Origin of the sequence: Agrobacterium tumefaciens (genome assembly GCF_005221385.1) — a bacterium.
GTDB lineage: Bacteria > Pseudomonadota > Alphaproteobacteria > Rhizobiales > Rhizobiaceae > Agrobacterium > Agrobacterium tomkonis.
In genome coordinates this window covers 1,508,951-1,530,422 of the sequence record NZ_CP039903.1, presented here as the reverse complement: position 1 = coordinate 1,530,422, position 21,472 = coordinate 1,508,951, and the positions used below count along the sequence as shown (strand labels likewise).

Here is a 21,472-nt window from a genome sequence, read left to right as displayed (position 1 = left end):
AAGGTTAACAAAGGGTTGATATTGCGCGACGACAAAGCCCGTGGCATCGGTGCGGCCATGTCGGGGACAAGCTCCGGTCAGCACAATTGATGGCAGCGCTCGTGGTTTAACGGCGTCGCCGCAAGCCGGACTGCCTTTGGCGGCGGCGCTTGAACCGGCCCCGGTTCTGGCGTCAGTTGCCTGAAAGGCAGGACGGCTTTTTTTTCGTCCGGGCTTCCTATATTGCTCGGAAGATAGAAATTTCGACAAGACAGGGATGCGATCATGTCCTACGGGGACGGCGAACAGCCGCCGGTTTCGGAAACGCCGGAGCCGAAAGACGACACGAACAATCCCGTCTTCAACCTGCCGCCGCTTCTCGTTGGCATATTGGCGGCGCTCCTGGTTGCCTATGTGGTTCCTGCCTATCTGCTGTCGGAGGATGGCAGCAACTGGTTCATCTTCACCTTTGGCTTCATTCCACTGCGGTATGCCGTGCCTTTCTCCCAGCAGGGTCTGGAATGGCTCTGGACGCCGGTAAGTTATTCTTTCCTGCATGGCGGCATCGAACATATTCTGTTTAACGGATTGTGGCTGATGGCCTTTGGTGCACCGGTTCTGCGCCGGATCGGAACATTGCGCTTCGTGCTGTTATGGTGCATTTCCGCCGCCGTTTCGGCCTTCGGCCATGCGGCGTTGAACTGGGGCGATGTCACGGTGCTGATCGGCGCGTCCGGCGTCGTCTCGGCACTGATGGGAGCAGCCTGCCGTTTTGTTTTTCCCGCCCGTGGTGGCTACAACGCCTCTTTCGGCCATCTGATGCCGCGGCAGGGTATTCTGGAGGCGCTTTCCAACCGCACCGTGCTGATCTTCACGCTGATGTGGCTGTTCGGCAATGTGCTTATCGCGGTCGGGATACCATTGTTCGGCGATGTCGGTGGTGAAATCGCCTGGGACGCGCATGTTTTCGGGTTCCTGCTGGGCTTCCTGTTCTTCGGCCTGTTTGATCGCCCACTGCGCTAAAGCCGAGCAGAGGTGTGCCACGGTTTGTGACGGCGCATCGAAGCGATCACGCTCCTTGTCGGCCATGGCGCAAATTTGCTTGGGTGCGTCCCATCCGGGATTGCATTCACACGGGCCTCAGCGCACCATGGTTCATGATTTGCAACCGCCGGGGGAGACTGCGGCGTGCTGTAATCGCTGAAAAGAGGAGGAAGGCATGGCAACATTCGTAAAGGATCTTCTCGACCGCAAGGGCCGGGACGTCGTGACTGTGGGTCCAGAGGTCAGCATCGGCGAAGCAGCGGCAACGCTGCATACGCACAAGATCGGTTCGGTCGTCGTGACGGATGCCGACGGTGTGGTTCTCGGCATTTTCACGGAACGCGATCTGGTGAAAGCCGTGGCGGGCCAGGGCGCCGCTTCCCTGCTGCAATCCGTTTCGGTGGCCATGACCAAAAACGTCATCCGCTGTCATGGTAATTCCACCACCGACCAACTGATGGAAATCATGACCGGCGGGCGGTTCCGCCACGTTCCGGTGGAAGAGAACGGGCGTCTCGCCGGTATCATTTCCATCGGTGACGTGGTGAAGGCGCGGATCGGCGAGATCGAGGCCGAGGCGGAGCATATCAAGGCCTATATTGCAGGATGACCTTGCGTCCCGGTTGGAGGCGGCCGGGAAATGCGCAAACACAAAAAGGTAGAGCGTTTTCGCGTTTCGCAGAAAAGCGGAAATGCTCTAGCCGGAACTCATGCGTCGTCTTGCGTCACAAGCCGCCATTGAAGGAAGTCGGCTATTTTAGTGGATATTTCCACGTAGAACTCTTGCCGCTCATCATCGGTGCAGACAATTTCAACCCGATTGAACTGCGAAATGAATGTGCCATTGCTGGACCAGTTGCTCTCGGCTGTTCCTTTCACAATGGTGATGTCGATCCACGGCTGACCATCTGCCGATCCAAAACTGACGGCGTTTCTGCGTCTGAGTTGAGGCTGCCCTTCCAGAAATCCGATCAGCAGAGCCGTGTCGCATAGTGTGCTTTGCGCGGCTGGAGGCAGGATTGAGATATACCAATACATGGGCTCACGACAGCTCGGCGTTTCATCCGTCCGTTTCGCATGATTTATGAACCTGGAGACGTTTCAGCTGTGGCCGGCGCTAACGCCGGAACGCCTGCTGCATGCGCTCCAGCTCGGGAATACGGGCACGTGTTTCCTGGTATCCCCTGTCGATGGCTTCGCTGGCGCGATGGAATTCCGACAGGCCGATATCGTTGATGCGCGGATGCAGCATGAGGTCGGGCGGATCGCCGGCGAGGCGCGAGCGTGAAATCCGGTCCTGAATGATGTTGAACGCCTGCACCATGACGCCTGGCAGGCCGGGACGCGGCGCGCTCTCCATGGGCGGAGCGGAACCTGCATGTGGCGAGGCTGCATGCTTGACCACGGCGGAACGGCCAAAGAGATCGTAATTGAGATTGACGGCAACCACCAGCGCCTGCTCATAGGCCCGGCAAACCGAAACCGGCACGGGGTTGACCAGCGCGCCGTCGATCAAAGTGCGGCCGTTGCATTGTACCGGTTCGAAAATTCCCGGCAGCGCATAAGACGAGCGAAGCGCCGTGACAAGGTCACCCTGATGGATCCAGACCTCATGGCCGGTGCGCAGTTCGGTGGCGACGGCGATGAAGGGATGGTCCAGGTTTTCGACGCGCAGGCCTTCCAGATGCTCCTGCATACGCTTGGTCAGCCGCATGCCGCCAAACAGGCCGCCGCCGCCGATCGTCAGATCGAGCAGGCCCGCAATGCGGCGCATCGTCAGAGAACGGGCAAATTCTTCCAGCTCGTCGAGCTTGCCGGCGAGATAACAACCGCCCACAAGAGCGCCGATCGAGGTGCCGGCAATCATGCCGATCTTCACGCCTGCCTCGTCCAGCGCCCGCAGGACGCCGATATGGGCCCAGCCGCGCGCGGCGCCGCCGCCAAGCGCCAGAGCGATGCGGCGCGTATCGACGCGCTCGGTGACGATGGGCGGCTCCATGTCTTCGGGGTTTCCAGCCGCGAGCTGATTGCGACGATTTCCCCATCCCAACATGATCGCACTCCCTGCCAGTTCCGTGAGGCTCCGTCCTATCCCCGGAACCTGCTATATTGGTAGCAAATTGGTGCGGCCGATGGAAGCCGGCCGTTTATGTGCCGGAATAGGTGGTTGCCGGATCGAAATGGCGGGTATCGTCGGTGATTTTGGTCACGGCGTTGCCATCAGACATTTCCACGGTGCGATAAAAACAGGAGCGGCGGCCAGTATGGCAGGTCGCATCGTGGCCAGCGACGGAGACTTTCAGCCACACCGCATCCTGATCGCAATCGGTGCGGAATTCCTTCACCGTCTGCAGGTTGCCTGATGTTTCGCCCTTCTTCCAGATCTTGTTGCGTGAGCGGCTGTAATAGTGGGCGATGCCCGTTTCCAGCGTCAACGACAGGGCCTCGGCATTCATATGGGCGACCATCAGCAATTCACCATCGCGAGCGTCGGTGACCACGGCGGTGACGAGGCCGTGGGCATCGAATCTCGGCGAAAAAAGGCCTGCGTTTTCGAGCACTTCCTTATCCGCAGACGCGGATGGAAAGGGAATGGACATGGTAACCCCGGAAACTGAACTGGCGGAACGATCAGAGCGGCGAAAGAACGGAATCGGTTCCGCCACTCCAAGTCTTATCTGATCACCGGATTTTCCGAAAACCGCGCTGGCGATTCGGTCCGATGATTAGCGGTTCCGCACCATGGTCATGAAGCGGACCTGCTCGGCCGGGTCGTTCTTGAACGTACCCGTGAAGCTGGTGGTCAGCGTTGTCGACCCCTGCTTGTTAACGCCGCGCATGGACATGCACATATGTTCGGCGTCGATCATGACGGCCACGCCGCGCGGCTTCAGCGTTTCCTCGATGGATCTGGCGATCTGCGCGGTCATGTTTTCCTGCGTCTGCAGGCGGCGGCCGAAGATTTCGACAACGCGGGCAATCTTCGACAGGCCAAGCACGCGGCCAGCGGGAAGATAGGCGACATGCGCCTTGCCGACGATCGGCACCATATGGTGTTCGCAATGGGAGAAGAACGGGATGTCGCGCACCAGCACCACATCGTCATAACCGCCGACTTCCTCGAAGGTCGTGCCGAGCACGTCCTGAACGTTCAGCTCATAACCGGCGAAGAGTTCGCGATAGGCCTTGGCGACGCGCTTCGGCGTATCCAGAAGTCCTTCACGGGCAGGATTTTCTCCCGCCCAGCGCAGAAGAACGCGTACTGCTTCTTCAGCTTCCGCCTGGCTTGGGCGAGCCTCGGCCACGTCGGGTTTTGTGCCAGCGCCGGGGAAATTCTTCACGATCGCATCCATTTCGTCTCTCCCGATGCGGGTAAAGGCCGCACCTGAACTCGTTTTTCATCGCGAACTTGTGTTCGCAGTTGCTGCTATCTGGTTGTTTTACAGCATTTTGGCAAGGCCGCTGCTAATAATTCGGTATCGAAGCCGTTAATTTCATCATGGCTTGATGTCCAGAAAGCTCGTTAGCATATAATGAGAATGAAGGGCAGGAAAGCTTCACTGCGACAAACGCTGTGTTTGAAAAATATGACCTGTCCCGTTTTGGGCATTTTGAGCGCGCCGGACACCTGACGATGGATGACATCTATAATAACCGCATTCTGGACTTTGCCGGGAATATTCCGCTGATCGGTGTTCTTGAGGATGCCGATGCCAGCGCCGAAAAACACTCGCGGCTATGCGGTTCGAAACTCAAGGTCTATCTGAAGGTAAAAGACGGTGTCGTGACCGGATTTTCGCATGAGGTTCGTGCCTGTGCGCTCGGTCAGGCGTCGGCCTCCATCATGGCCCATCATGTCATCGGCGCTTCCAGCGGTGAAATCCGCCAGGCGCGGGAAGATATGCTGGCCATGCTGAAACAGGGCGGCGAGGGGCCCACGGGCCGCTTTGAGGATATGCGGGTGCTTTCCCCCGTCCGGGACTTCAAGGCACGTCACGCCTCCACCATGCTGACTTTCGAAGCGGTGGTCGATGCGCTTGACCAGATCGAAGGCCGGCCGGTCCTGAATGCTGCGGGTTAGACCATGTGCGGCGAACCGGGCTGCCGGCACCAGCAGACGGCGGCGAAAGCGGGCCGATCCCGCAACTGGACAGGCAGCTTTGCCAAAACGCCGGGACGGCTTTTAGGCGTCGGTCTCATCAGGTTTTATCAGCTCACATTCTCCGGTTTCATCGGCAATTCCTGCCGCCATATCCCCACCTGTTCCGAATACGGCTATGAAGCCATCGCCCGCCACGGGCTTTGGGCAGGCGGGTGGATGACGCTGTTTCGCGTTGCGCGCTGCGGTCCGGGCGGCACCAGCGGGCTGGACCCGGTGCCGGAAACTCTCGGTGAAAAGCGACGCTGGTGGGCACCCTGGCGTTACTGGAGCCTGCGCAAATGAGCGAGTATGTGGCGCTGCTGCACAGCATCGTTCTTGGCGCCGGCAAGCGGCTTGTGATGGCCGATCTGCGGGCGATGGCCGAGGAATTGGGATTTCAGGACTGCAGAACGCTGGTGGCAACAGGAAATCTGGTCTTTCGTGGCGGGGCAGTTGCCGCTTGCGAGATCGAAGGCAGGCTTGAGCGCGCTTTTGAGGCGCGGTTCGGCAAACATGTCGATATACTCGTTCGGGCGGGCGGCGACTGGCTGCGACTGGCGTCGAACAATCCGTTTCCGCATGGCAATTCTCCTGACGTCTGCATTCGGGTGATGCGGGAGCCGCTTGGTGAGGACGTTCTTGGATTACTGGAGAAATATCGCCAGCAGGAAAAGATTGCCGTCGTCGGCGGCGATCTTTGGATCGACTTTCAAGGCAAGCCAAGCGAGAGCCGGTTGCTGTCAGTCCTGACCACGAAGAGGCTCGGCATAGGCACGACCCGCAATGCCAATACCGTCAACGGGCTGGCGAAAATGCTCGGCTGAAATGCCCTTCACCTTTGACTGGAATGGCAAAAGCCTTTATCAGCCTGCCTGTTCGCTTATCGCGGGCAAATCATTATTCCAACACCACCCGCATTCGTTGGCGGGACTGGACAGGAGCGCTAGACGATGTCTGAAGCCATTTCCCTTACATTTCCCGATGGATCCGTGCGCAGCTACCCCGCCGGTACGACCGGTCGCGAGGTCGCCGAATCCATTTCCAAATCGCTTGCCAAGAAGGCTGTCGCCATTGCGCTTGATGGCACCGTGCGCGATTTGTCCGAGACCATCACCGATGGCAAAATCGAGATCGTCACGCGTGAAGACGGCCGTGCGCTGGAGCTCATTCGCCACGATGCCGCGCACGTGATGGCGGAAGCCGTGCAGGAGCTTTGGCCCGGCACGCAGGTGACGATCGGTCCGGTGATCGAAAACGGCTTTTATTACGACTTCGCCAAGAACGAACCTTTCACGCCGGAAGATCTGCCGAAGATCGAAAAGCGGATGAAGGAAATCATCCAGCGCAACAAGTCGTTTACCCGAGAAATCTGGTCGCGCGAAAAGGCCAAGGAAGTTTTTGCCGCCAAAGGCGAGAACTACAAGGTCGAGCTGGTTGATGCCATTCCGGAAGGCCAGGACCTGAAGATCTATTATCAGGGTGACTGGTTCGATCTTTGCCGTGGCCCGCATATGGTCTCCACGGGGCAGATCGGTACGGCCTTCAAGCTGATGAAGGTGGCCGGCGCCTATTGGCGCGGTGACAGCAACAATGCAATGCTGTCGCGCATCTATGGCACCGCCTGGGCGACGCAGGAAGAGCTGGACAATTATCTCCACATTCTCGCCGAAGCTGAAAAGCGCGACCACCGCCGCCTCGGCCGCGAAATGGACCTGTTCCATTTTCAGGAAGAAGGCCCTGGCGTCGTTTTCTGGCACGGCAAGGGCTGGCGCATGTTCCAGACGCTGACGGCCTATATGCGCCGCCGGCTCGCCAATACCTATCAGGAAGTCAACGCGCCGCAGGTGCTGGACAAGTCGCTGTGGGAGACCTCCGGTCACTGGGGCTGGTATCAGGAAAACATGTTTGCGGTGAAATCCGCCCATGCCTTTACCCATCCCGATGACGAGGAAGCCGATCAGCGCGTCTTCGCCTTGAAGCCGATGAACTGCCCGGGTCACGTGCAGATCTTCAAGCATGGCTTGAAGTCTTACCGCGAAATGCCTGTCCGCCTTGCGGAATTCGGCAATGTCCATCGCTACGAAGCATCGGGCGCGCTGCATGGCCTGATGCGCGTGCGTGGCTTCACGCAGGACGATGCGCATGTCTTCTGCACGGAAGAGCAGATGGCGGCGGAATGCCTGCGCATCAATGATCTGATCCTCTCGGTTTACGAGGATTTCGGCTTCAGCGAAGTCGTCGTCAAGCTCTCCACGCGCCCTGAAAAGCGTGTCGGTTCCGACGATCTCTGGGATCGCGCCGAAAGCGTGATGATGGATGTTCTGAAGACCATCGAGGAGCAGTCTGGCGGCCGCATCAAGACCGGCATCCTGCCGGGCGAGGGCGCGTTCTACGGGCCGAAGTTCGAATATACGCTGAAGGACGCCATAGGCCGCGAATGGCAGTGCGGCACGACGCAGGTGGACTTCAACCTGCCGGAACGCTTCGGCGCCTTCTATATCGACCAGAATTCCGAAAAGACGCAGCCGGTGATGATCCATCGCGCCATCTGCGGTTCGATGGAACGCTTCCTCGGTATTCTCATCGAGAACTTCGCCGGCCATATGCCGCTGTGGTTCGCGCCGCTTCAGGTGGTTGTCGCTACCATCACCTCGGATGCCGACGATTACGGCCGCGAAGTGGCCGAAGCGCTGCGCGAGGCGGGCATGGTGGTGGAGACCGATTTCCGCAACGAGAAGATCAACTACAAGGTCCGCGAACATTCGGTGACCAAGGTTCCGGTCATCATCGTCTGCGGCCGCAAGGAAGCGGAAGAGCGCACCGTCAACATCCGCCGCCTCGGTTCGCAGAACCAGACGCCGATGTCGCTGGAAGACGCGATTACCAGCCTCGTGGATGAGGCAACGCCGCCGGATGTGAAGCGCAAGCTTGCGGCGAAGAAGCAGGTTGCCTGATAAATGACGACGGCCCCTTCGGGGGCCGTTTGTTTGTGGGTGAGGGGCGCTAAAAGCTCTCTGCACGTCATCCTCGGGCTTGACCCGAGGATCCATTCTCACACGCCGAACTGTGGATCCTCGGGTCAAGCCCGAGGATGACGCGGAGTGTGATGGGACTTTAAGGCTCTCGGCCTCTGCACAGGCAGCGAAACCTACTCAAAATCCCCGGTCATGTCTTCCGGCGCCTGATCCTTCATCAGCACTTCCACATCGGAATCCCGACCGGACGTGACCTTGAAGTTGCGCTGGAATACCTTGTCCTTGTTGCGGGCGATGGCGGTGTATTCGCCTTCCGCCAGCACCATGGTCGAAAAGGCGCTGACGCTTTCATTCACTACGTCGCCGCCGCCGTTCAGCACCGACCAGGCCGTGTCGGCAATCGCCTCGCCGCCTTCTTCAGAGACGAGCTTGAGGGTAATCTGCGCTGCCTGGTGCTGCAGGGTCGCTTCGGTGAGCTTGCCGGCTTCCACCTGGATATCGGCGCGTACCACCGCATTGACGTTGCCATATTCGGAAACCACGTGATAGGTGCCGGCATTGAGGCGAACGACGGTATTGGGCTTGATGTCGGCCATCACGAGACCGCGCTCACCGTCCGGGCGGGCATCGGAGGAGTAGACGGAGAATTTCAGCTGGTTGCCGGAGATCTGCTTGTCGGACCCCGCAACCGCATTCAGCACGAAACCGCCGGCATCGAGAATCAGTACCTGCTTCTGGACGTTGCCTGATGTCGGGACATTGAGTTTCTTGGTGACGCCGGCGCGGCCGAAGGCGACGTTGACGAAATATTCGCCGGGCACCAGATGGAATTCCGCCGAGCCGCCCTCCGAGCTTGCCAGCATCGGCAATTTGCCATCGGCCCCCGGAATGGGGCTGAAGACGCGCCAGGACAGACCTTCCTTCACCGCTTCGCCCCCGCTCGTCAGCTTGGCTTCCATGGCGATATCGCGGGCGGTGCTTTCCGGGGCATTGGGTGCTGTCGGTGCAGTGAAAGCATTGAGCTTCGGCATTTTCGGCGTGCCGCCCAGCTGCTTGAAGTCTTTAAAGGCGTCCTGCGAAAAAGCGGCTTGTGATAAAACGCCGAGCGTGGCGCATGCAATGGCCAGACGTGTCGCGAATTTCGCCGCGAATTTGATTGCCGACATTTTCGATACCGATTGACTTCTTGATTTTCCCGGATCACTTCAAAACCAATGCCATGGCTATTTCAAGGCCCTAGTTTCGCGATGACAGTAGAATGGAAGATTTTTGATCATGACTAGCGATATCAAGCTCCTCGACTACCTCAAGGTTCGCCGCTCCACGCCCGCTTTGCAGCTTGCCGAGCCGGGGCCTTCGAAGGGGCAAATCGAGGAAATCCTCCGCCTTGCCGTGCGCGTGCCTGACCATGGCAAACTCGCCCCCTGGCGTTTCGTGGTTTATCGCGGTGAAGATCGTGTGCGTCTCGGTGAGACAGCGCTCCGGATCGCGCTTGAGAAAAACCCGGAACTGGACCTGCAGCAGCAGGATGCCGAGCGCACCCGCTTTACCCGCGCGCCTGTCGTCATCGCCGTCATCAGCACCGCCAAGCCGCATTTCAAGATCCCGGAATGGGAACAGGTGATGTCGGCTGGCGCGGTATGCCTCAATGTCATCTTCGCCGCCAATGCCAACGGTTTTGCGGCGAACTGGCTGACGGAATGGCTTGCCTTCGACACGGCCTTCCTGGCGGAAATCGGCGTCAGCGCGGAAGAAAAGGTGGCGGGGTATATCCATATCGGCTCGACCACATTCCCGCCGGTGGAACGGCCTCGGCCGGAGCTTGCCGATGTCGTCACCTGGGTTGGGGACGTCTGATGTTCTACACCACGGACACCAACCGGCATGGCCTGCCGCATGATCCGTTCAAGGCCATCGTTGCACCGCGGCCAATCGGCTGGATCGGCTCGAAGGGCAGGGACGGTTCGCTGAACCTCTCGCCCTATTCCTTCTTCAACGCGATTTCCGACCGGCCGAAGCTTGTCATGTTTTCCTCCAGCGGCAGGAAGGACAGCCTGCGCAATGTCGAGGAGACCGGTGTTTTCACCGCCAACCTCGTCAGCCGCCATTTGATCGACCGGATGAATGCCTCTTCCGCGCCGGTTGCTTACGATGTCGATGAATTCGCCCTTGCCGGCCTGACTGCCGTTGATGGCCGGGTGGTGGATGCGCCCTTTGTGGGCGAGGCGCTGGCGGTGCTTGAATGCCGCGTGACCCAGGTCCAGCAGCTGAACGATATCGACGGAAAGCCATCGGAGTCGTGGATGGTGATCGGTCAGGTCATGGCTATCCATATTGATGATGCGATCATTCGCGATGGCCGCATCGATATGGGGCTTGCGCGTCCCGTGGCGCGCATGGGTTATATGGATTACTGCGATGGCGGCAGCGATGTATTCCAGCTGCAGCGTCCCTCTACTGCGCCGTAAATATATTCCTTCGCCGGCAAGGGTTAAATTTTATGGTGAACCAAACGTAAACTATTTGCGCCTAGAGTTTTATACATGGTGGCGGCGATGATGCCGTCATCCATTGTTGCGAATGTGTTTCGAGGCTCAGGTGATCGTACAGGCATTTCTTCGCTGGTCTGAAAAGGCTGGATCGACCGAGCGGGCGAAGGCCGCCAATGCTCTCGGCCGTGCCTATCTGCATTCCGACATGGCGCGGGAAAACCGCGATGCCGCCTATATGGCAATGACCTATCTGCTCGACGACCCGTCGCCGCGTGTGCGGCTGGCGCTTGCCGAGGCGCTGGCGGATGCCACTGATGCGCCGCGTGCCATTCTCGTTTCACTTGCCGAAGACCAGCCGGAAATCGCCTGTACGGTGATTGCCCGTTCGCCGGTCCTTACCGAAGCCGATCTGGTTGACCTTGCCGGGCGCGGCGAGAGCCTGACGCGTGCCCTCATCGCCGCAAGGCCAGGTCTGCCGCGCGGGGCCTGCGCGGCGCTTGCCGAAGTCGGCGATCTCTCGGAAACCATCATTCTTCTCGAAAATGTCGACGCCTTCATCACGCCGTTCTCGCTGCGGCGCATTGCCGAGCGCCATGGCTCGGACGCCGACATTCGCGATCTCTTGCTTTGCCGTGAGGCGCTGCCGGCTGATGCGCGGCACCTGTTGATGGCGCGTGTCAGCGAAGCTCTGGCCGGTTCGGCGCTGGTTCATGCGCTCATCGCACGCAACCGCGCCGACAGTATTTTCCGCGAAGCGGAGGATTCTGCCACCATCCTCATCGCGGCAGCCGTTTCGTCGCCCGAATTGCCGGCGCTGGTGGAGCATCTGCGCCAGCGGCTGGAACTGACACCGGCGCTGCTCATCCACGCCGTCTGCTCGGGGCGTCTGGAATTCTTTACCGCGGCCATGGTCAATCTCTCCGGTCTCGAAGACCGCAAGGTGCGCGCCATTCTGGCAACCGGGCGGCCGCATGCGTTGAAGGCCCTGTTCCAGTCGATCGGTCTTTTCGGCGACGTTGTCGACGTCTTCATCGAGGCGACGCTGATGTGGCGGCGTGCCGCCCGCTCGCAGCTTTCAGAGGCGGCTGCTTCCGTCTCTGCCGAGTTGCTCGCGCATTTCCGCAACGTCAACGGTTCCGAAACGTTGTTCGAACTGCTGCATGCCGTGCGCAAGCTGGCGATTGCGGAAGAACGGCAGAAGGCCCGGTATTATGCCGAGGCACTGACGGTTGAGGCTGCCTGAGTTTTATTTCTCTAGGCGTTTGGCAATCCACGAATAGCTGTTTTCGACCACTCTGACCGGCGTGCCCAGCAGATGCTTTATGCCTTCGGTAGATGGCAGGATGCGGCTGACGCGGCTGATTGCCTGTTTTGTCAGGCTTTCTTCCTCTTTCTGCGTCACCTCTGCGCTTGCCTGCGGCGCCGTATCAGCCGGTGCCGTTGCGGCAGGGGGCTGTGTGCCGGCCGTCTGCGGCGTCTGTTCGCCAGGTGTCTGGCAAACAGCCACCACGACCGGATAGGAGGCGTTGGCGTAGCGCTCCAGCTCCTTTTCCGACACGGCGTCGCAAAGCTCGATGCTTGTCCAGCGCTGCTGCGAGGTGGCAAGGTAATGGCAGTCGGTGGCGCTGTCGTCGCAACCAAGGAAGGTCATGAGAACGAGGGCTGTTTTCATGGGGTGTGTTGCCTCTGTCGGGAATAATGCTCTAGAAACTCATCTATCCGGATTGCAGTGACATTACGACGAAATACGCATTTTTTGAGAGAAAGCAGGCATTCCATTGGCCATCGAAATCAAGCTTGAAACACCCCGGCAGGAAGCGGTTCTGCGCCTCATCGATCTTTCCAATGCCTATATGGCGTCACTTTATCCCGCCGAGAGCAATCATCTGGTCGATATTGGTCAGCTGGAAAAGGATAATGCCTCGTTTTTTGTGGCGCGCCATGAGGGGCGTGTTGTCGGATGCGGGGCGCTGGTGGAAGCGGGTGACGGCACGGCGGAAGTCAAGCGCATGTTCGTTGACCCTGACGCGCGGGGACTGAGGATCGGCAAGTTAATCATGGATACGCTTGTTGCGCGTGGCGTCGAACTTGGCCTTACCGTCATCCGGCTCGAAACCGGTATCAGCCAGCCGGAAGCGATCGGTCTATACCGCAAGGCGGGGTTTGTGGAAATCGAGGCCTTTGCGCCTTACAGGCCGGATCCGCTCAGCCTGTTCATGGAAAAGGCGCTCTAGGGCGAAGGCATGGATTTTCCGGATGGACTGGCGATGGGGACGTTTAAGACGTTGCCATAGCATTCACCCACGTTACCCCGGAGTAGATCCGGGGTCTATCGCGATCAAGTCCTTGATCGCGATAGATTCTTTTCACGGCGCAGACGCGCCGTGACTGGATGCCGGATCAGGTCCGGCATGACGGATGAGAGGTAAACGATCTTGGTCTGCCATCCGGCGTTTCAGGCAATCGCCCTTCGCCGCAGGCTTCAGCAATCAAAATGCCGCTTTTCGAAACGCCGTCGTTTCATCGCTTTCGTCTTCACGCGAGATGGCATCCGCGACCGGGTCGTCCTGGGTGGGCGGCGAGGGCGGGGTCTCGGCGCTTACGGCGGCGGAGATTTCCACTTCACGCACCCATTCGCGCCAGATTGCCACCAGCAGCGCCATCAGCACTGGGCCGATGAACAGACCGAGGAAACCCATGGTCTTGACGCCGCCGACGAGGCCGAAAAAGGTCGGCAGGAAAGGCAGTTTTATAGGCCCGCCGACGAGCTTCGGGCGGATGGTCTTGTCGACGATGAAAAGCTCGACCGAACCCCAGACGAACAGCGCCAGACCGTAAGCCGGGGAGCCGCTGGCGACCAGATAGATCGACACCAGCGTAAATGAGAGCGGCGCGCCGCCCGGAATGAGCGCCATGACGCCGGTGAGCACGCCGAGCGTGACGGGCGAGGGCACGCCGGCAATCCAGTAGGCGATGCCGAGGATGATGCCTTCGCCGATGGCGATCAGCGTCATGCCTGTGACGGTGGAGCTGATGGTGGCGGGCACGACGCGGGAGATGCGCTCCCAGCGCGTCGGCAGGATGCGCTCACCCACGAGATCGACCTGGCGGGAGAAGCCGGCGCCGTTGCGATACACGAAGAACAGCGCGATCAGCATGAACAGCAGGGTGAGGACAAGGTGGAAAGCGCCGTTGCCGGCGGCCAGGATCGCCCTATAGATATTGCCGATATTGGCGCCGCTGACGAGCTGTATGACTTCACCGATGGCGCCCGGCGTGCCGATATACTTCACCCATTGTTCGCCGAGCCACGGGCCGACGCCGGGCAGCGCGGCGATCCAGTCCGGCACGGGTGCGCCCGCCTTGTTGACGTGCACCGCCCAGCCGAACCATTCGCGGATTTCGCTTGCCGTATAGGAGGCGGCGATAAAGATCGGCACCACGAGAAAGGTAAGGATGAGGACGATGGCGATGGATGCGCCGAGTGTGGTGTTGCCGCCCACCTGTCGCAGAAGCCGCGTATAGACCGGCCAGCTGGCAAAACCGATGACGAGGGCGGCAAGAACCGGAACCAGAAAGCCGTGGAAGAAATAGGTGCCCGCAAGGGCAACGAGAACGAGCAGCCAGCGCGCAGCCGAGATGGGCGGGATCAGGGCGATCCGCGTCGGACTGGCGGGGCCAAGCCATCTCGGTTCGCCACTCTGCTTACGACTGTCATTGTTACTCACGGCAGGCTCTTTCTCGCATTCTCCCCCAAAGGGGTGCATTCACTCTGTCACACCGATACATATAAGTGCAATATAACCCGATCACATTACCGTTGTGTGTTTATTGCCGAAGCTATTGAACGATTTTGGTAAAAATAGAACATCGGTCTTGGCGCACGCATTGAAATATGACAATTGAACTCCCGTTTTCTGCGGTACGAGTTTTGCCGCGCCCGCTCTCCAGGTCATGCCATGCTTCGCCGTTTCTTCGCCTATTATCGTCCCTATCGCGGTCTCTTCATCCTCGACTTTTCCTGCGCGGTCTTGTCGGGCGTGCTTGAACTCGGTTTTCCGATGGCGGTGAAGGCCTTTGTCGATGTGCTTTTGCCGGGCGGCGAATGGGCGATTATCCTTGCTGCGTCTGTCGGTCTGCTGGTCATCTACGTGCTGAATACGGGGCTGATGGCGACGGTCACCTATTGGGGACACATGCTCGGCATCAATATCGAGACCGACATGCGGCGTCTGGCCTTCGATCACCTGCAAAAGCTCTCCTTCCGTTATTTCGACAACCAGAAGACCGGCCATCTGGTCGGGCGGCTGACCAAGGATCTGGAAGAGATCGGCGAGGTGGCCCACCACGGACCCGAGGATCTGTTCATCGCCATCATGACCTTCATCGGCGCGTTCCTGCTGATGATGTCGGTCAATGTGCAGCTGGCGCTCATCACCGCCGCCGTCGTGCCCGTCACCGCCTGGGTGACAAGCCGTTACGGCGGCCGCATGACGCAGAATTTTCGCGCGCTCTACGGCCGTGTCGGTGATTTCAATGCCCGTATCGAGGAAAACGTTGGCGGCATGCGGGTGGTGCAGGCCTTCGCCAACGAAGACCATGAGCGGGCGCTGTTCGAGAAGGACAACCAGAAATACCGCCGCACCAAGCTCGACGCTTACAAGATCATGGCGGCCAGCACCTCGCTGAGCTACATGAGCATGCGGCTGACGCAGATGATCGTGATGATCTGCGGCGCCTGGTTCGTGCTGACGGGCAGTCTGACGGAAGGCGGCTTTGTCGGTTTCCTGCTGCTGGTCGGCGTGTTTTTCCGCCCGGTCGAGAAAATCAATTCGGTCATCGAGACCTATCCGAAGGGTATTGCCGGTTTCCGCCGTTTCACCGAGCTTCTGGACACGGCGCCTGATATCGTCGATGCGCCCGACGCAATCGAGGCGCCGGCACTTTCCGGCAGCATCGAATATCGCCATGTCGGTTTCGCTTATGCCGAGGGCAAGCAGGTTCTGCGCAATATCGACCTCAAGATCAGCGCCGGTGAGACGGTTGCCTTTGTCGGTCCTTCGGGCGCGGGCAAGACGACGCTCTGCTCACTGCTGCCGCGTTTTTATGATGTTACCAGCGGTGCGATCACCATTGACGGCATCGATATCAGAAAAATGAAACTTGCCTCGCTGCGCAACCAGATCGGCATCGTGCAGCAGGATGTATTCCTTTTCGGCGGCACGATCCGCGAGAATATCGAATATGGCCGGCTTGGCGCTTCCGACGAGGAGATCATGGATGCGGCGCGGCGTGCGCGGCTGGATGGCGTGATCGAGGCCATGCCGCTCGGGCTCGACACCGTTATCGGCGAGCGCGGCGTCAAATTGTCCGGTGGGCAGAAGCAGCGTCTTGCCATTGCCCGAATGTTCCTCAAGAACCCGCCGATCCTCATTCTGGACGAAGCGACCTCGGCGCTCGATACGGAAACGGAGCGGGCCATCCAGCAATCGCTGACGGAACTTGCCAAAGGTCGCACGACACTCGTCATCGCCCACCGGCTGGCAACGATCCGTGATGCCTCGCGCATTGTGGTGGTCGACCAGACCGGCATTGCCGAAACCGGCGCCCATGCCGAACTTCTGGCCGCCAAGGGCCATTACAGCCGGCTGCATGAGGCGCAGTTCAGCGGGCATCTTGCGGGCCTCAGCTGATTGGGAGCGGCGCGTCCTGCGCCGCCGCCTATCCGCCGTTTTCCGCAGCCTCTTCCTCGACGATGCCGGGATTGGGTTCCGGCTTGCCGGGATGGCTGGTGACGAGATAACCCATGGCGACTGCGGCGGCGACCACGAACAGCAGCACGATGCCGCTGATTGTCATCAGCCAGTCGCGCGGCCTTCTATGTGCCATGATATATCTGGGCCATCGCTTCGGATGGTTCACCAGGCTGAATTTGCTGCCGTCTCGCATGAACTTCCCCGGAATTGGACTACTTCCTTGGAGATAAACGCAGGCGCATATGCAGCTGTTCCGCAACGGCGGGGGCAGGGGTGATGACAAGGCCGTGAGGGCTGTCACCTGAACGGCCGACCCTTGTCTTCGAAGGCCGGGCATCGAAAACGGAATGATGCGCCGGCCATTCTTCGATTTACAACGCAGACTGCCTGATCAGGCCGATTGCACCGCGATGCGGTTTCCTTCGCTATCGGAAATTTCGGCGACGAAGAGATTGTCATCGACCGGCGTTTTGGGAAACAGGATTTCGCTGCCCTGCTGCACGGCTCTCTCAAGCACATCGTCGATGTTTTTCACGCCGAGATAGATGATTGCTCCGTCTTTCGTCGGAACATAGGTCTCTCCCTCGGCAAGCGCGCCGCTTGCCCCATCCTTGCCTTCCTCGAAGGGGAAATAGGCCATCCTGTTGTCATGGATCGTGACGATTTCCGCAAAGCTAACGTCAAAAACGGCGCTGTAGAAACGCATCGCCCTTTCAATATCAAGCACGGGAATTTCGACATGGGCAATCAGGTTCACGCGGTTGCTCCTTCTGGAATATGTCTGACCTGTATCGGCGACCTGTGTACAGGCTACGACATCGATGCTGTCAATGGCCAGTTGCAGCCCCGGCCACCCGGACGCCGGGCAGCCATCCCTTATGACGCGGCTGATCCTGTCGGTTTTTATGCGGCGCTTTTGCTCCGGTCGATTTGAGGGCATCCAGCGTGGCATCCCCGCGACACAATACAAGGCAATCTTTTTCGATGGCGCAAGCGCCAAAAGCCCGCTTGCAAGCCCATTGTGTTTATGCGAATGATTTGCAATTGCATAAACACAATTTCCGATTTGAAAGTTCTTGGAATGGACAAGCCAGTCTTTGGATGGCGGCGGAATGGCGACGACCTGTCGTTGTCTGACGTGCACGGTTCGATCAAGGTCAAGCCGAATGCCGGCACGTTTCGCCGGGCCATGGCCTTTTTCGGCCCCGGCTATCTCGTTGCTGTCGGTTATATGGATCCCGGAAACTGGGCGACCTCGCTCGCCGGCGGCTCCAAGTTCGGCTATACGCTGCTCACCGTCGCGCTGGTTTCCAACATCATGGCGATTGTCCTGCAATCGCTCTGCGCCCGTCTGGCGATTGCATCCGGCCGCGATCTCGCCCAGGCCTGCCGTGATGCCTATCCGAAGCCGGTGGCGATGTTGCTGTGGGTGCTGGCCGAAATCGCCATTATCGCCACCGATATTGCCGAGGTCATCGGCACGGCGATCGGCCTAAACCTCATCTTCGGCATTCCGCTCGAACTCGGCGTTCTCATCACCGCGCTTGATGTATTCCTCATTCTCTATCTGCAGAAGCTCGGTTTCCGCTGGGTGGAGGCTATGGTCATCACGCTGCTTGGCGTCATCGCCGTGTGTTTCGCCATTCAGGTGGCGCTTGCCGACCCTGACTGGGGGCAGGTGATCCTCGGTTTTGCACCAACGACCGAGATCGTCACCAATCCGGACATGCTGTATCTGGCGCTTGGCATTCTGGGTGCGACGGTGATGCCGCATAATCTTTATCTGCATTCGGGCATCGTGCAGACCCGCGAAATCGGTGAAACAATTGCCGAAAAGCGCGAGGCACTGAAATTCGCGACGCTCGATTCCACCATCGCGCTGATGTTCGCCCTCACCATCAACGCCTCGATCCTCATCCTTGCGGCAGCGACCTTTCACAAGACGGGGCAGACCAATGTCGCCGAACTCGGTGAGGCGCATAATCTTCTCGCGCCGCTGCTGGGTCTTGCGATTGCGCCGACGCTGTTCGGCGTGGCGCTCCTGTGCTGCGGCATCAATTCCACCGTCACGGCAACGCTTGCCGGCCAGATCGTGATGGAGGGTTTCCTGAAGATGCAGCTCGCCCCCTGGCTGCGCCGCCTCATCACCCGCGGCATCGCCATCGTCCCGGCCGCCGGCGTGACCATCTTTTACGGCGACAGTGGCACGGCGGAACTCTTGATCCTGACGCAGGTGGTGCTCAGCCTGCAACTCTCCTTCGCCGTCTTCCCGCTGGTGATGTTCACCTCCGACAAGGCCAAGATGGGTGCACTTCGCGCGCCGCTCTGGCTCTCGGCCTTTGCCTGGCTGATTGCGGTGGTGATTGCGGCGCTGAATGTGAAGTTGCTGGTGGATTTTATGGGGTGAGGCCAAAGAGTGAGCATCGCGGCATCGTGTCTATAATTCACTCATTCTGAATGTGTGGACTTATGGTGCGCGAACTTTAGGTGACTCTTTGGAGTCTGGACCGCCCTCAAGCTCGGGTTCAAATCGGTGAATTCGGTCCGACAAATAGTATAGTGAGAAAAAAGTAACGGATATCAAATTAAATAAAATAAAAAGAATTATGTATAGGGATATCCACGGAAATATGTTTCCTATCTTGATTTCCGTTACTGTGAATTCTTTTATTATCGATATCGGCTTTTTAAGATATGTCGAGAAGAGGCTTACCGTAAAAAGCAATATGCTGGTAAATGCAAGGTATCCAAATTGGAGAGATAGGAACTGACGCCGTGTCGGATTGTTAGTTGTATTTTTGCCTAGGATTTTGATTCTGTCGCCCGGCATTTCTCTGTCGAGTGAAGCTATAGGAAATGCGGACACTGCGGTTAAGGCGGCAATATAAAACCCTGCAAGCGCACCTAATAGAGGAACCAGCAATGAAAGAAGGCCATCGGAACTGAGAAGGCCGGTTGATGGATAATAAAAAAAACGCAGTAAAAATATGGCCGTAGCGGCTGCCAGCGGCATTATGAAGTCAATAAGCAATTTCGTTGGGTGCCATACCCTAAGATAGAGAAGCGGCCCTACTAAATTTTTCATTTGATATACTTCAACATAGCTGAACGAAGTTCAGACTGTATTTTTTCTGAGCATTGAGGCAACGGTGTATTAACACCTATTCTCTCTACGCGCCCAAACAATACGTCTCCAACATCGGCGCGGGCAGTACCAAGTGCAACAGTTTTTGTTTGCTTGTTCGCGTTCACCCATCGAACGCGCATATCGTAGTATTTCTTGTTGTTTGCGAATATTTTTATCTTATTTAATAAATCAGTGGCCATCGTTCCTGTCGGGCGACCATCGATTTTTATAACTGTCGTAGTTTTTTTCTCCTGAAGTCCCTCAATTTGGTCGAAGCCGCCGGTGGCTACGTACTTTGTCACTTCGACTTCAGTTAAATATCCGCCTGATGAGAGAGACTTACTTAACTGCTCACTCTGTTTTACAACGAGAGTTGGAACAGGCCACGTTTTCTGCTCATTTTTATTCTGGTTTTGAAATTTATAGGAACTCGCGTTTTTGAACGCGCTTCGCAGGAATGGCTCTAGCAAAGTCCGCCCAATGCCCGGAACATCTTCTAGTATCGCTGGATATAGCCCGTTTATGGCATTGGGTTTAAGCCCGAACATTAGGTGAGCGGAGATTGCGACGCCTTCTCCATCTACTTTGGGTTCGGATCGAAGTGTTCCTTTTTCCAAGTTGGCGAAAACTGGATCAGCACCCCTTTTGTCAGCGTAAGTTATGAGCAACGTGGCAGTATTGGTCTGAAAATCAACGTTGATGTCACTCAGCCTCACAGCCGCTTGCTCATTGTCTATGAGTTTTACGAAACTCTCTTTTCGATTTTCATCTTCCAGTGATCTCAGGATTCCGTCGAGTGGGATATCCTTTATGCCCTCGTGATGCGGCTTCAAAATTGTATCGAAAAAAAGGATATTTCTAACTGAAGCTTCAAGCATCTATGCGGCATCCTGAAATTGTATCTTGCTTCATTATTGCCATAGGGTTGCGTCTATTCAAACAAAAAAGGGCCGCAACGCGGCTGTGAAACCAAACCAAGTACTGGCCAAAGCGTCGCTAAGTGTTTGATTTTCTGTGTGCGTAACCCGGAAACCCAAGCACGAATGGCCATTTTGGAAGCCAAAACTGGCCATTTGAAATGCTCACAAAAAAGCCGGGCTAAAAAGCCCGGCTCTTAACGATGATCTACCCCGAACGTACGCCGTTATTTTAATTCCGCTTGGCGATAAAACGGCATGCCGGCCGCCTCGAACACCGGTCTGATGAACTCGCTGTCGAGTTGCTTTTTTAGGCACCAGGTTCGCGTTCCTCTATTGGTCGCAAGATTGCCTAACGAGACGAATTCTTCCTTGAATTTCGTTAGTGCCTCACGCTCGACGACGGTCTGCATGTTTCGCTTTACAGGGTTTTTGCGCTGGACCGTTTGCAGCCATCCCCCCTTTAGAAGATCTTTGACGATCCGGCTCGACGCTGGAATTAGTCTCTGTAACTCTGATACGGCGAAGCACCCATGTTCTTCACCCAACGCTAAACGTCGAACCTCTTCCACATCGAGCCTGAAACCTGCGATGCCGACTTCGCGAGTGTCAAAGGCAACATTCTTGAGGGAATGATCAAGTAGCAACGTGATGACCTCCATAAATTGGCAGTTGGTCTTCCGCATGGCGTTTGCGATATCGACCAAGTCAGGGGTCAATTCGGTCGTTACGCAGCTAATGAGACGCTCAAGAAATTTATCAAGATCAGAAGGATCAAAACGACGATCCACGCTGATGAAGTTACTGGCAGCGCGATCTCCGCCAAGCGGTTTAATCAGGGCATGCTTTACCAAGGTCTCGAATTGTACCCTGCCGGTCCCAAGTTTAATTTTTGCTTCGGGAACTTCTAATCCTGCAAGCGCTCCTTCAACAAATTTCTGCATCTCGTCCGACGGCAGGAGGATCCGCTCGAATGTTTTCGTACCGTCTTCTGCCGTGATCAAACGATCCGCCCGAGGCCGTTCCTAAATATTTCATCGC

The 21,472-nt window shown here is 57.7% G+C and carries 24 protein-coding genes; 12 read left to right on the top strand and 12 right to left on the bottom strand.

The window, feature by feature from the left end:
- The first annotated feature begins 264 nt into the window (after positions 1-264).
- Both CFBP6623_RS07625 and CFBP6623_RS07620 read left to right on the top strand, forming a co-directional pair.
- Positions 265-1,002: a rhomboid family intramembrane serine protease gene (locus CFBP6623_RS07625; RefSeq protein ID WP_046798296.1), complete on the top strand. Its 738-nt coding sequence runs from the start codon at positions 265-267 to the stop codon at positions 1,000-1,002.
- Between the two features lie 196 nt (positions 1,003-1,198).
- The gene (locus CFBP6623_RS07620) at positions 1,199-1,633 is read left to right on the top strand and encodes a CBS domain-containing protein (RefSeq protein WP_046798297.1); all 435 of its coding nucleotides are present in this window, start codon (positions 1,199-1,201) and stop codon (positions 1,631-1,633) included.
- 98 nt (positions 1,634-1,731) lie between these two features.
- On the opposite strand, the gene CFBP6623_RS07615 is transcribed toward CFBP6623_RS07620, so the two are convergent.
- The 4 genes from CFBP6623_RS07615 to folE all read right to left on the bottom strand — a co-directional run bounded on the left by CFBP6623_RS07615 (position 1,732) and on the right by folE (position 4,376).
- Positions 1,732-2,061 (bottom strand): hypothetical protein, encoded by a 330-nt coding sequence (locus CFBP6623_RS07615; RefSeq protein ID WP_046798298.1) that lies wholly within the window; start codon positions 2,059-2,061, stop codon positions 1,732-1,734.
- A gap of 79 nt (positions 2,062-2,140) precedes the next feature.
- Positions 2,141-3,076, bottom strand: coding sequence for a patatin-like phospholipase family protein (locus CFBP6623_RS07610; protein WP_046798299.1), 936 nt, complete (start codon positions 3,074-3,076; stop codon positions 2,141-2,143).
- 94 nt (positions 3,077-3,170) lie between these two features.
- Positions 3,171-3,623 carry a phosphoribosyl-AMP cyclohydrolase gene (gene hisI, locus CFBP6623_RS07605; protein ID WP_046798457.1) on the bottom strand — a complete coding sequence of 151 codons (453 nt, stop codon included), beginning with the start codon at positions 3,621-3,623 and terminating at the stop codon, positions 3,171-3,173.
- Positions 3,624-3,749: 126 nt separating this feature from the next.
- A complete protein-coding gene (gene folE, locus CFBP6623_RS07600) occupies positions 3,750-4,376 on the bottom strand; it encodes a GTP cyclohydrolase I FolE (protein ID WP_046798300.1) in 627 nt (208 codons plus the stop codon).
- A 281-nt stretch (positions 4,377-4,657) separates the two neighbouring features.
- Here folE and CFBP6623_RS07595 point away from each other — a divergent pair, with 281 nt between their 5' ends.
- From CFBP6623_RS07595 to thrS, 4 genes are all read left to right on the top strand, one after another.
- Positions 4,658-5,104, top strand: coding sequence for an iron-sulfur cluster assembly scaffold protein (locus tag CFBP6623_RS07595; RefSeq protein ID WP_046798458.1), 447 nt, complete (start codon positions 4,658-4,660; stop codon positions 5,102-5,104).
- A gap of 3 nt (positions 5,105-5,107) precedes the next feature.
- Entirely contained in the window at positions 5,108-5,467 is a 360-nt protein-coding gene (gene yidD, locus CFBP6623_RS07590; protein ID WP_046798301.1) for a membrane protein insertion efficiency factor YidD, read from the top strand.
- Positions 5,464-5,988 carry a DUF1697 domain-containing protein gene (locus CFBP6623_RS07585; RefSeq protein ID WP_046798302.1) on the top strand — a complete coding sequence of 175 codons (525 nt, stop codon included), beginning with the start codon at positions 5,464-5,466 and terminating at the stop codon, positions 5,986-5,988. The genes yidD and CFBP6623_RS07585 overlap by 4 nt, the downstream gene beginning before the upstream one ends.
- A 126-nt stretch (positions 5,989-6,114) precedes the next feature.
- The gene (thrS, locus tag CFBP6623_RS07580) at positions 6,115-8,118 is read left to right on the top strand and encodes a threonine--tRNA ligase (RefSeq protein ID WP_046798303.1); all 2,004 of its coding nucleotides are present in this window, start codon (positions 6,115-6,117) and stop codon (positions 8,116-8,118) included.
- Positions 8,119-8,312: 194 nt separating this feature from the next.
- Here thrS and CFBP6623_RS07575 read toward each other — a convergent pair whose 3' ends face one another.
- Entirely contained in the window at positions 8,313-9,305 is a 993-nt protein-coding gene (locus CFBP6623_RS07575) for a hypothetical protein (protein ID WP_046798304.1), read from the bottom strand.
- 109 nt (positions 9,306-9,414) lie between these two features.
- On the opposite strand from CFBP6623_RS07575, the gene CFBP6623_RS07570 reads away from it, so the two are divergent.
- The 3 genes from CFBP6623_RS07570 to CFBP6623_RS07560 all read left to right on the top strand — a co-directional run bounded on the left by CFBP6623_RS07570 (position 9,415) and on the right by CFBP6623_RS07560 (position 11,874).
- The gene (locus CFBP6623_RS07570; protein ID WP_046798305.1) at positions 9,415-9,996 is read left to right on the top strand and encodes a nitroreductase family protein; all 582 of its coding nucleotides are present in this window, start codon (positions 9,415-9,417) and stop codon (positions 9,994-9,996) included.
- Complete coding sequence (locus tag CFBP6623_RS07565) at positions 9,996-10,607, top strand: flavin reductase family protein (protein ID WP_046798306.1); 612 nt, start codon at positions 9,996-9,998, stop codon at positions 10,605-10,607. The genes CFBP6623_RS07570 and CFBP6623_RS07565 overlap by 1 nt, the downstream gene beginning before the upstream one ends.
- A 112-nt stretch (positions 10,608-10,719) precedes the next feature.
- Positions 10,720-11,874, top strand: a complete 1,155-nt coding sequence (locus CFBP6623_RS07560) for a DUF2336 domain-containing protein (protein ID WP_080842032.1) — start codon at positions 10,720-10,722, stop codon at positions 11,872-11,874.
- Between the two features lie 3 nt (positions 11,875-11,877).
- On the opposite strand, the gene CFBP6623_RS07555 is transcribed toward CFBP6623_RS07560, so the two are convergent.
- Entirely contained in the window at positions 11,878-12,303 is a 426-nt protein-coding gene (locus CFBP6623_RS07555) for a hypothetical protein (RefSeq protein WP_046798308.1), read from the bottom strand.
- Between the two features lie 106 nt (positions 12,304-12,409).
- On the opposite strand from CFBP6623_RS07555, the gene CFBP6623_RS07550 reads away from it, so the two are divergent.
- The gene (locus CFBP6623_RS07550) at positions 12,410-12,865 is read left to right on the top strand and encodes a GNAT family N-acetyltransferase (protein ID WP_046798309.1); all 456 of its coding nucleotides are present in this window, start codon (positions 12,410-12,412) and stop codon (positions 12,863-12,865) included.
- A gap of 255 nt (positions 12,866-13,120) precedes the next feature.
- Here the strand turns inward: CFBP6623_RS07550 and CFBP6623_RS07545 are convergent, their stop codons facing one another.
- Positions 13,121-14,359, bottom strand: a complete 1,239-nt coding sequence (locus CFBP6623_RS07545) for an AI-2E family transporter (protein ID WP_046798310.1) — start codon at positions 14,357-14,359, stop codon at positions 13,121-13,123.
- A 231-nt stretch (positions 14,360-14,590) separates the two neighbouring features.
- Here CFBP6623_RS07545 and CFBP6623_RS07540 point away from each other — a divergent pair, with 231 nt between their 5' ends.
- Positions 14,591-16,324: an ABC transporter ATP-binding protein gene (locus CFBP6623_RS07540; RefSeq protein WP_046798311.1), complete on the top strand. Its 1,734-nt coding sequence runs from the start codon at positions 14,591-14,593 to the stop codon at positions 16,322-16,324.
- A gap of 28 nt (positions 16,325-16,352) precedes the next feature.
- Here CFBP6623_RS07540 and CFBP6623_RS07535 read toward each other — a convergent pair whose 3' ends face one another.
- Complete coding sequence (locus CFBP6623_RS07535; protein ID WP_046798312.1) at positions 16,353-16,580, bottom strand: hypothetical protein; 228 nt, start codon at positions 16,578-16,580, stop codon at positions 16,353-16,355.
- Between the two features lie 198 nt (positions 16,581-16,778).
- Positions 16,779-17,144, bottom strand: a complete 366-nt coding sequence (locus CFBP6623_RS07530) for a VOC family protein (protein ID WP_046798459.1) — start codon at positions 17,142-17,144, stop codon at positions 16,779-16,781.
- Positions 17,145-17,468: 324 nt separating this feature from the next.
- Between CFBP6623_RS07530 and CFBP6623_RS07525 the strand changes: the two genes are divergently transcribed.
- Positions 17,469-18,794 (top strand): Nramp family divalent metal transporter, encoded by a 1,326-nt coding sequence (locus tag CFBP6623_RS07525; protein ID WP_046798313.1) that lies wholly within the window; start codon positions 17,469-17,471, stop codon positions 18,792-18,794.
- Between the two features lie 60 nt (positions 18,795-18,854).
- Here the strand turns inward: CFBP6623_RS07525 and CFBP6623_RS07520 are convergent, their stop codons facing one another.
- The 3 genes from CFBP6623_RS07520 to CFBP6623_RS07510 all read right to left on the bottom strand — a co-directional run bounded on the left by CFBP6623_RS07520 (position 18,855) and on the right by CFBP6623_RS07510 (position 21,435).
- A complete protein-coding gene (locus CFBP6623_RS07520) occupies positions 18,855-19,472 on the bottom strand; it encodes a hypothetical protein (protein ID WP_046798314.1) in 618 nt (205 codons plus the stop codon).
- Positions 19,469-20,392, bottom strand: a complete 924-nt coding sequence (locus tag CFBP6623_RS07515; protein ID WP_080842035.1) for a hypothetical protein — start codon at positions 20,390-20,392, stop codon at positions 19,469-19,471. The genes CFBP6623_RS07520 and CFBP6623_RS07515 overlap by 4 nt, the downstream gene beginning before the upstream one ends.
- A 266-nt stretch (positions 20,393-20,658) precedes the next feature.
- Positions 20,659-21,435, bottom strand: coding sequence for a hypothetical protein (locus CFBP6623_RS07510; protein WP_080842036.1), 777 nt, complete (start codon positions 21,433-21,435; stop codon positions 20,659-20,661).
- Positions 21,436-21,472: the final 37 nt, after the last annotated feature.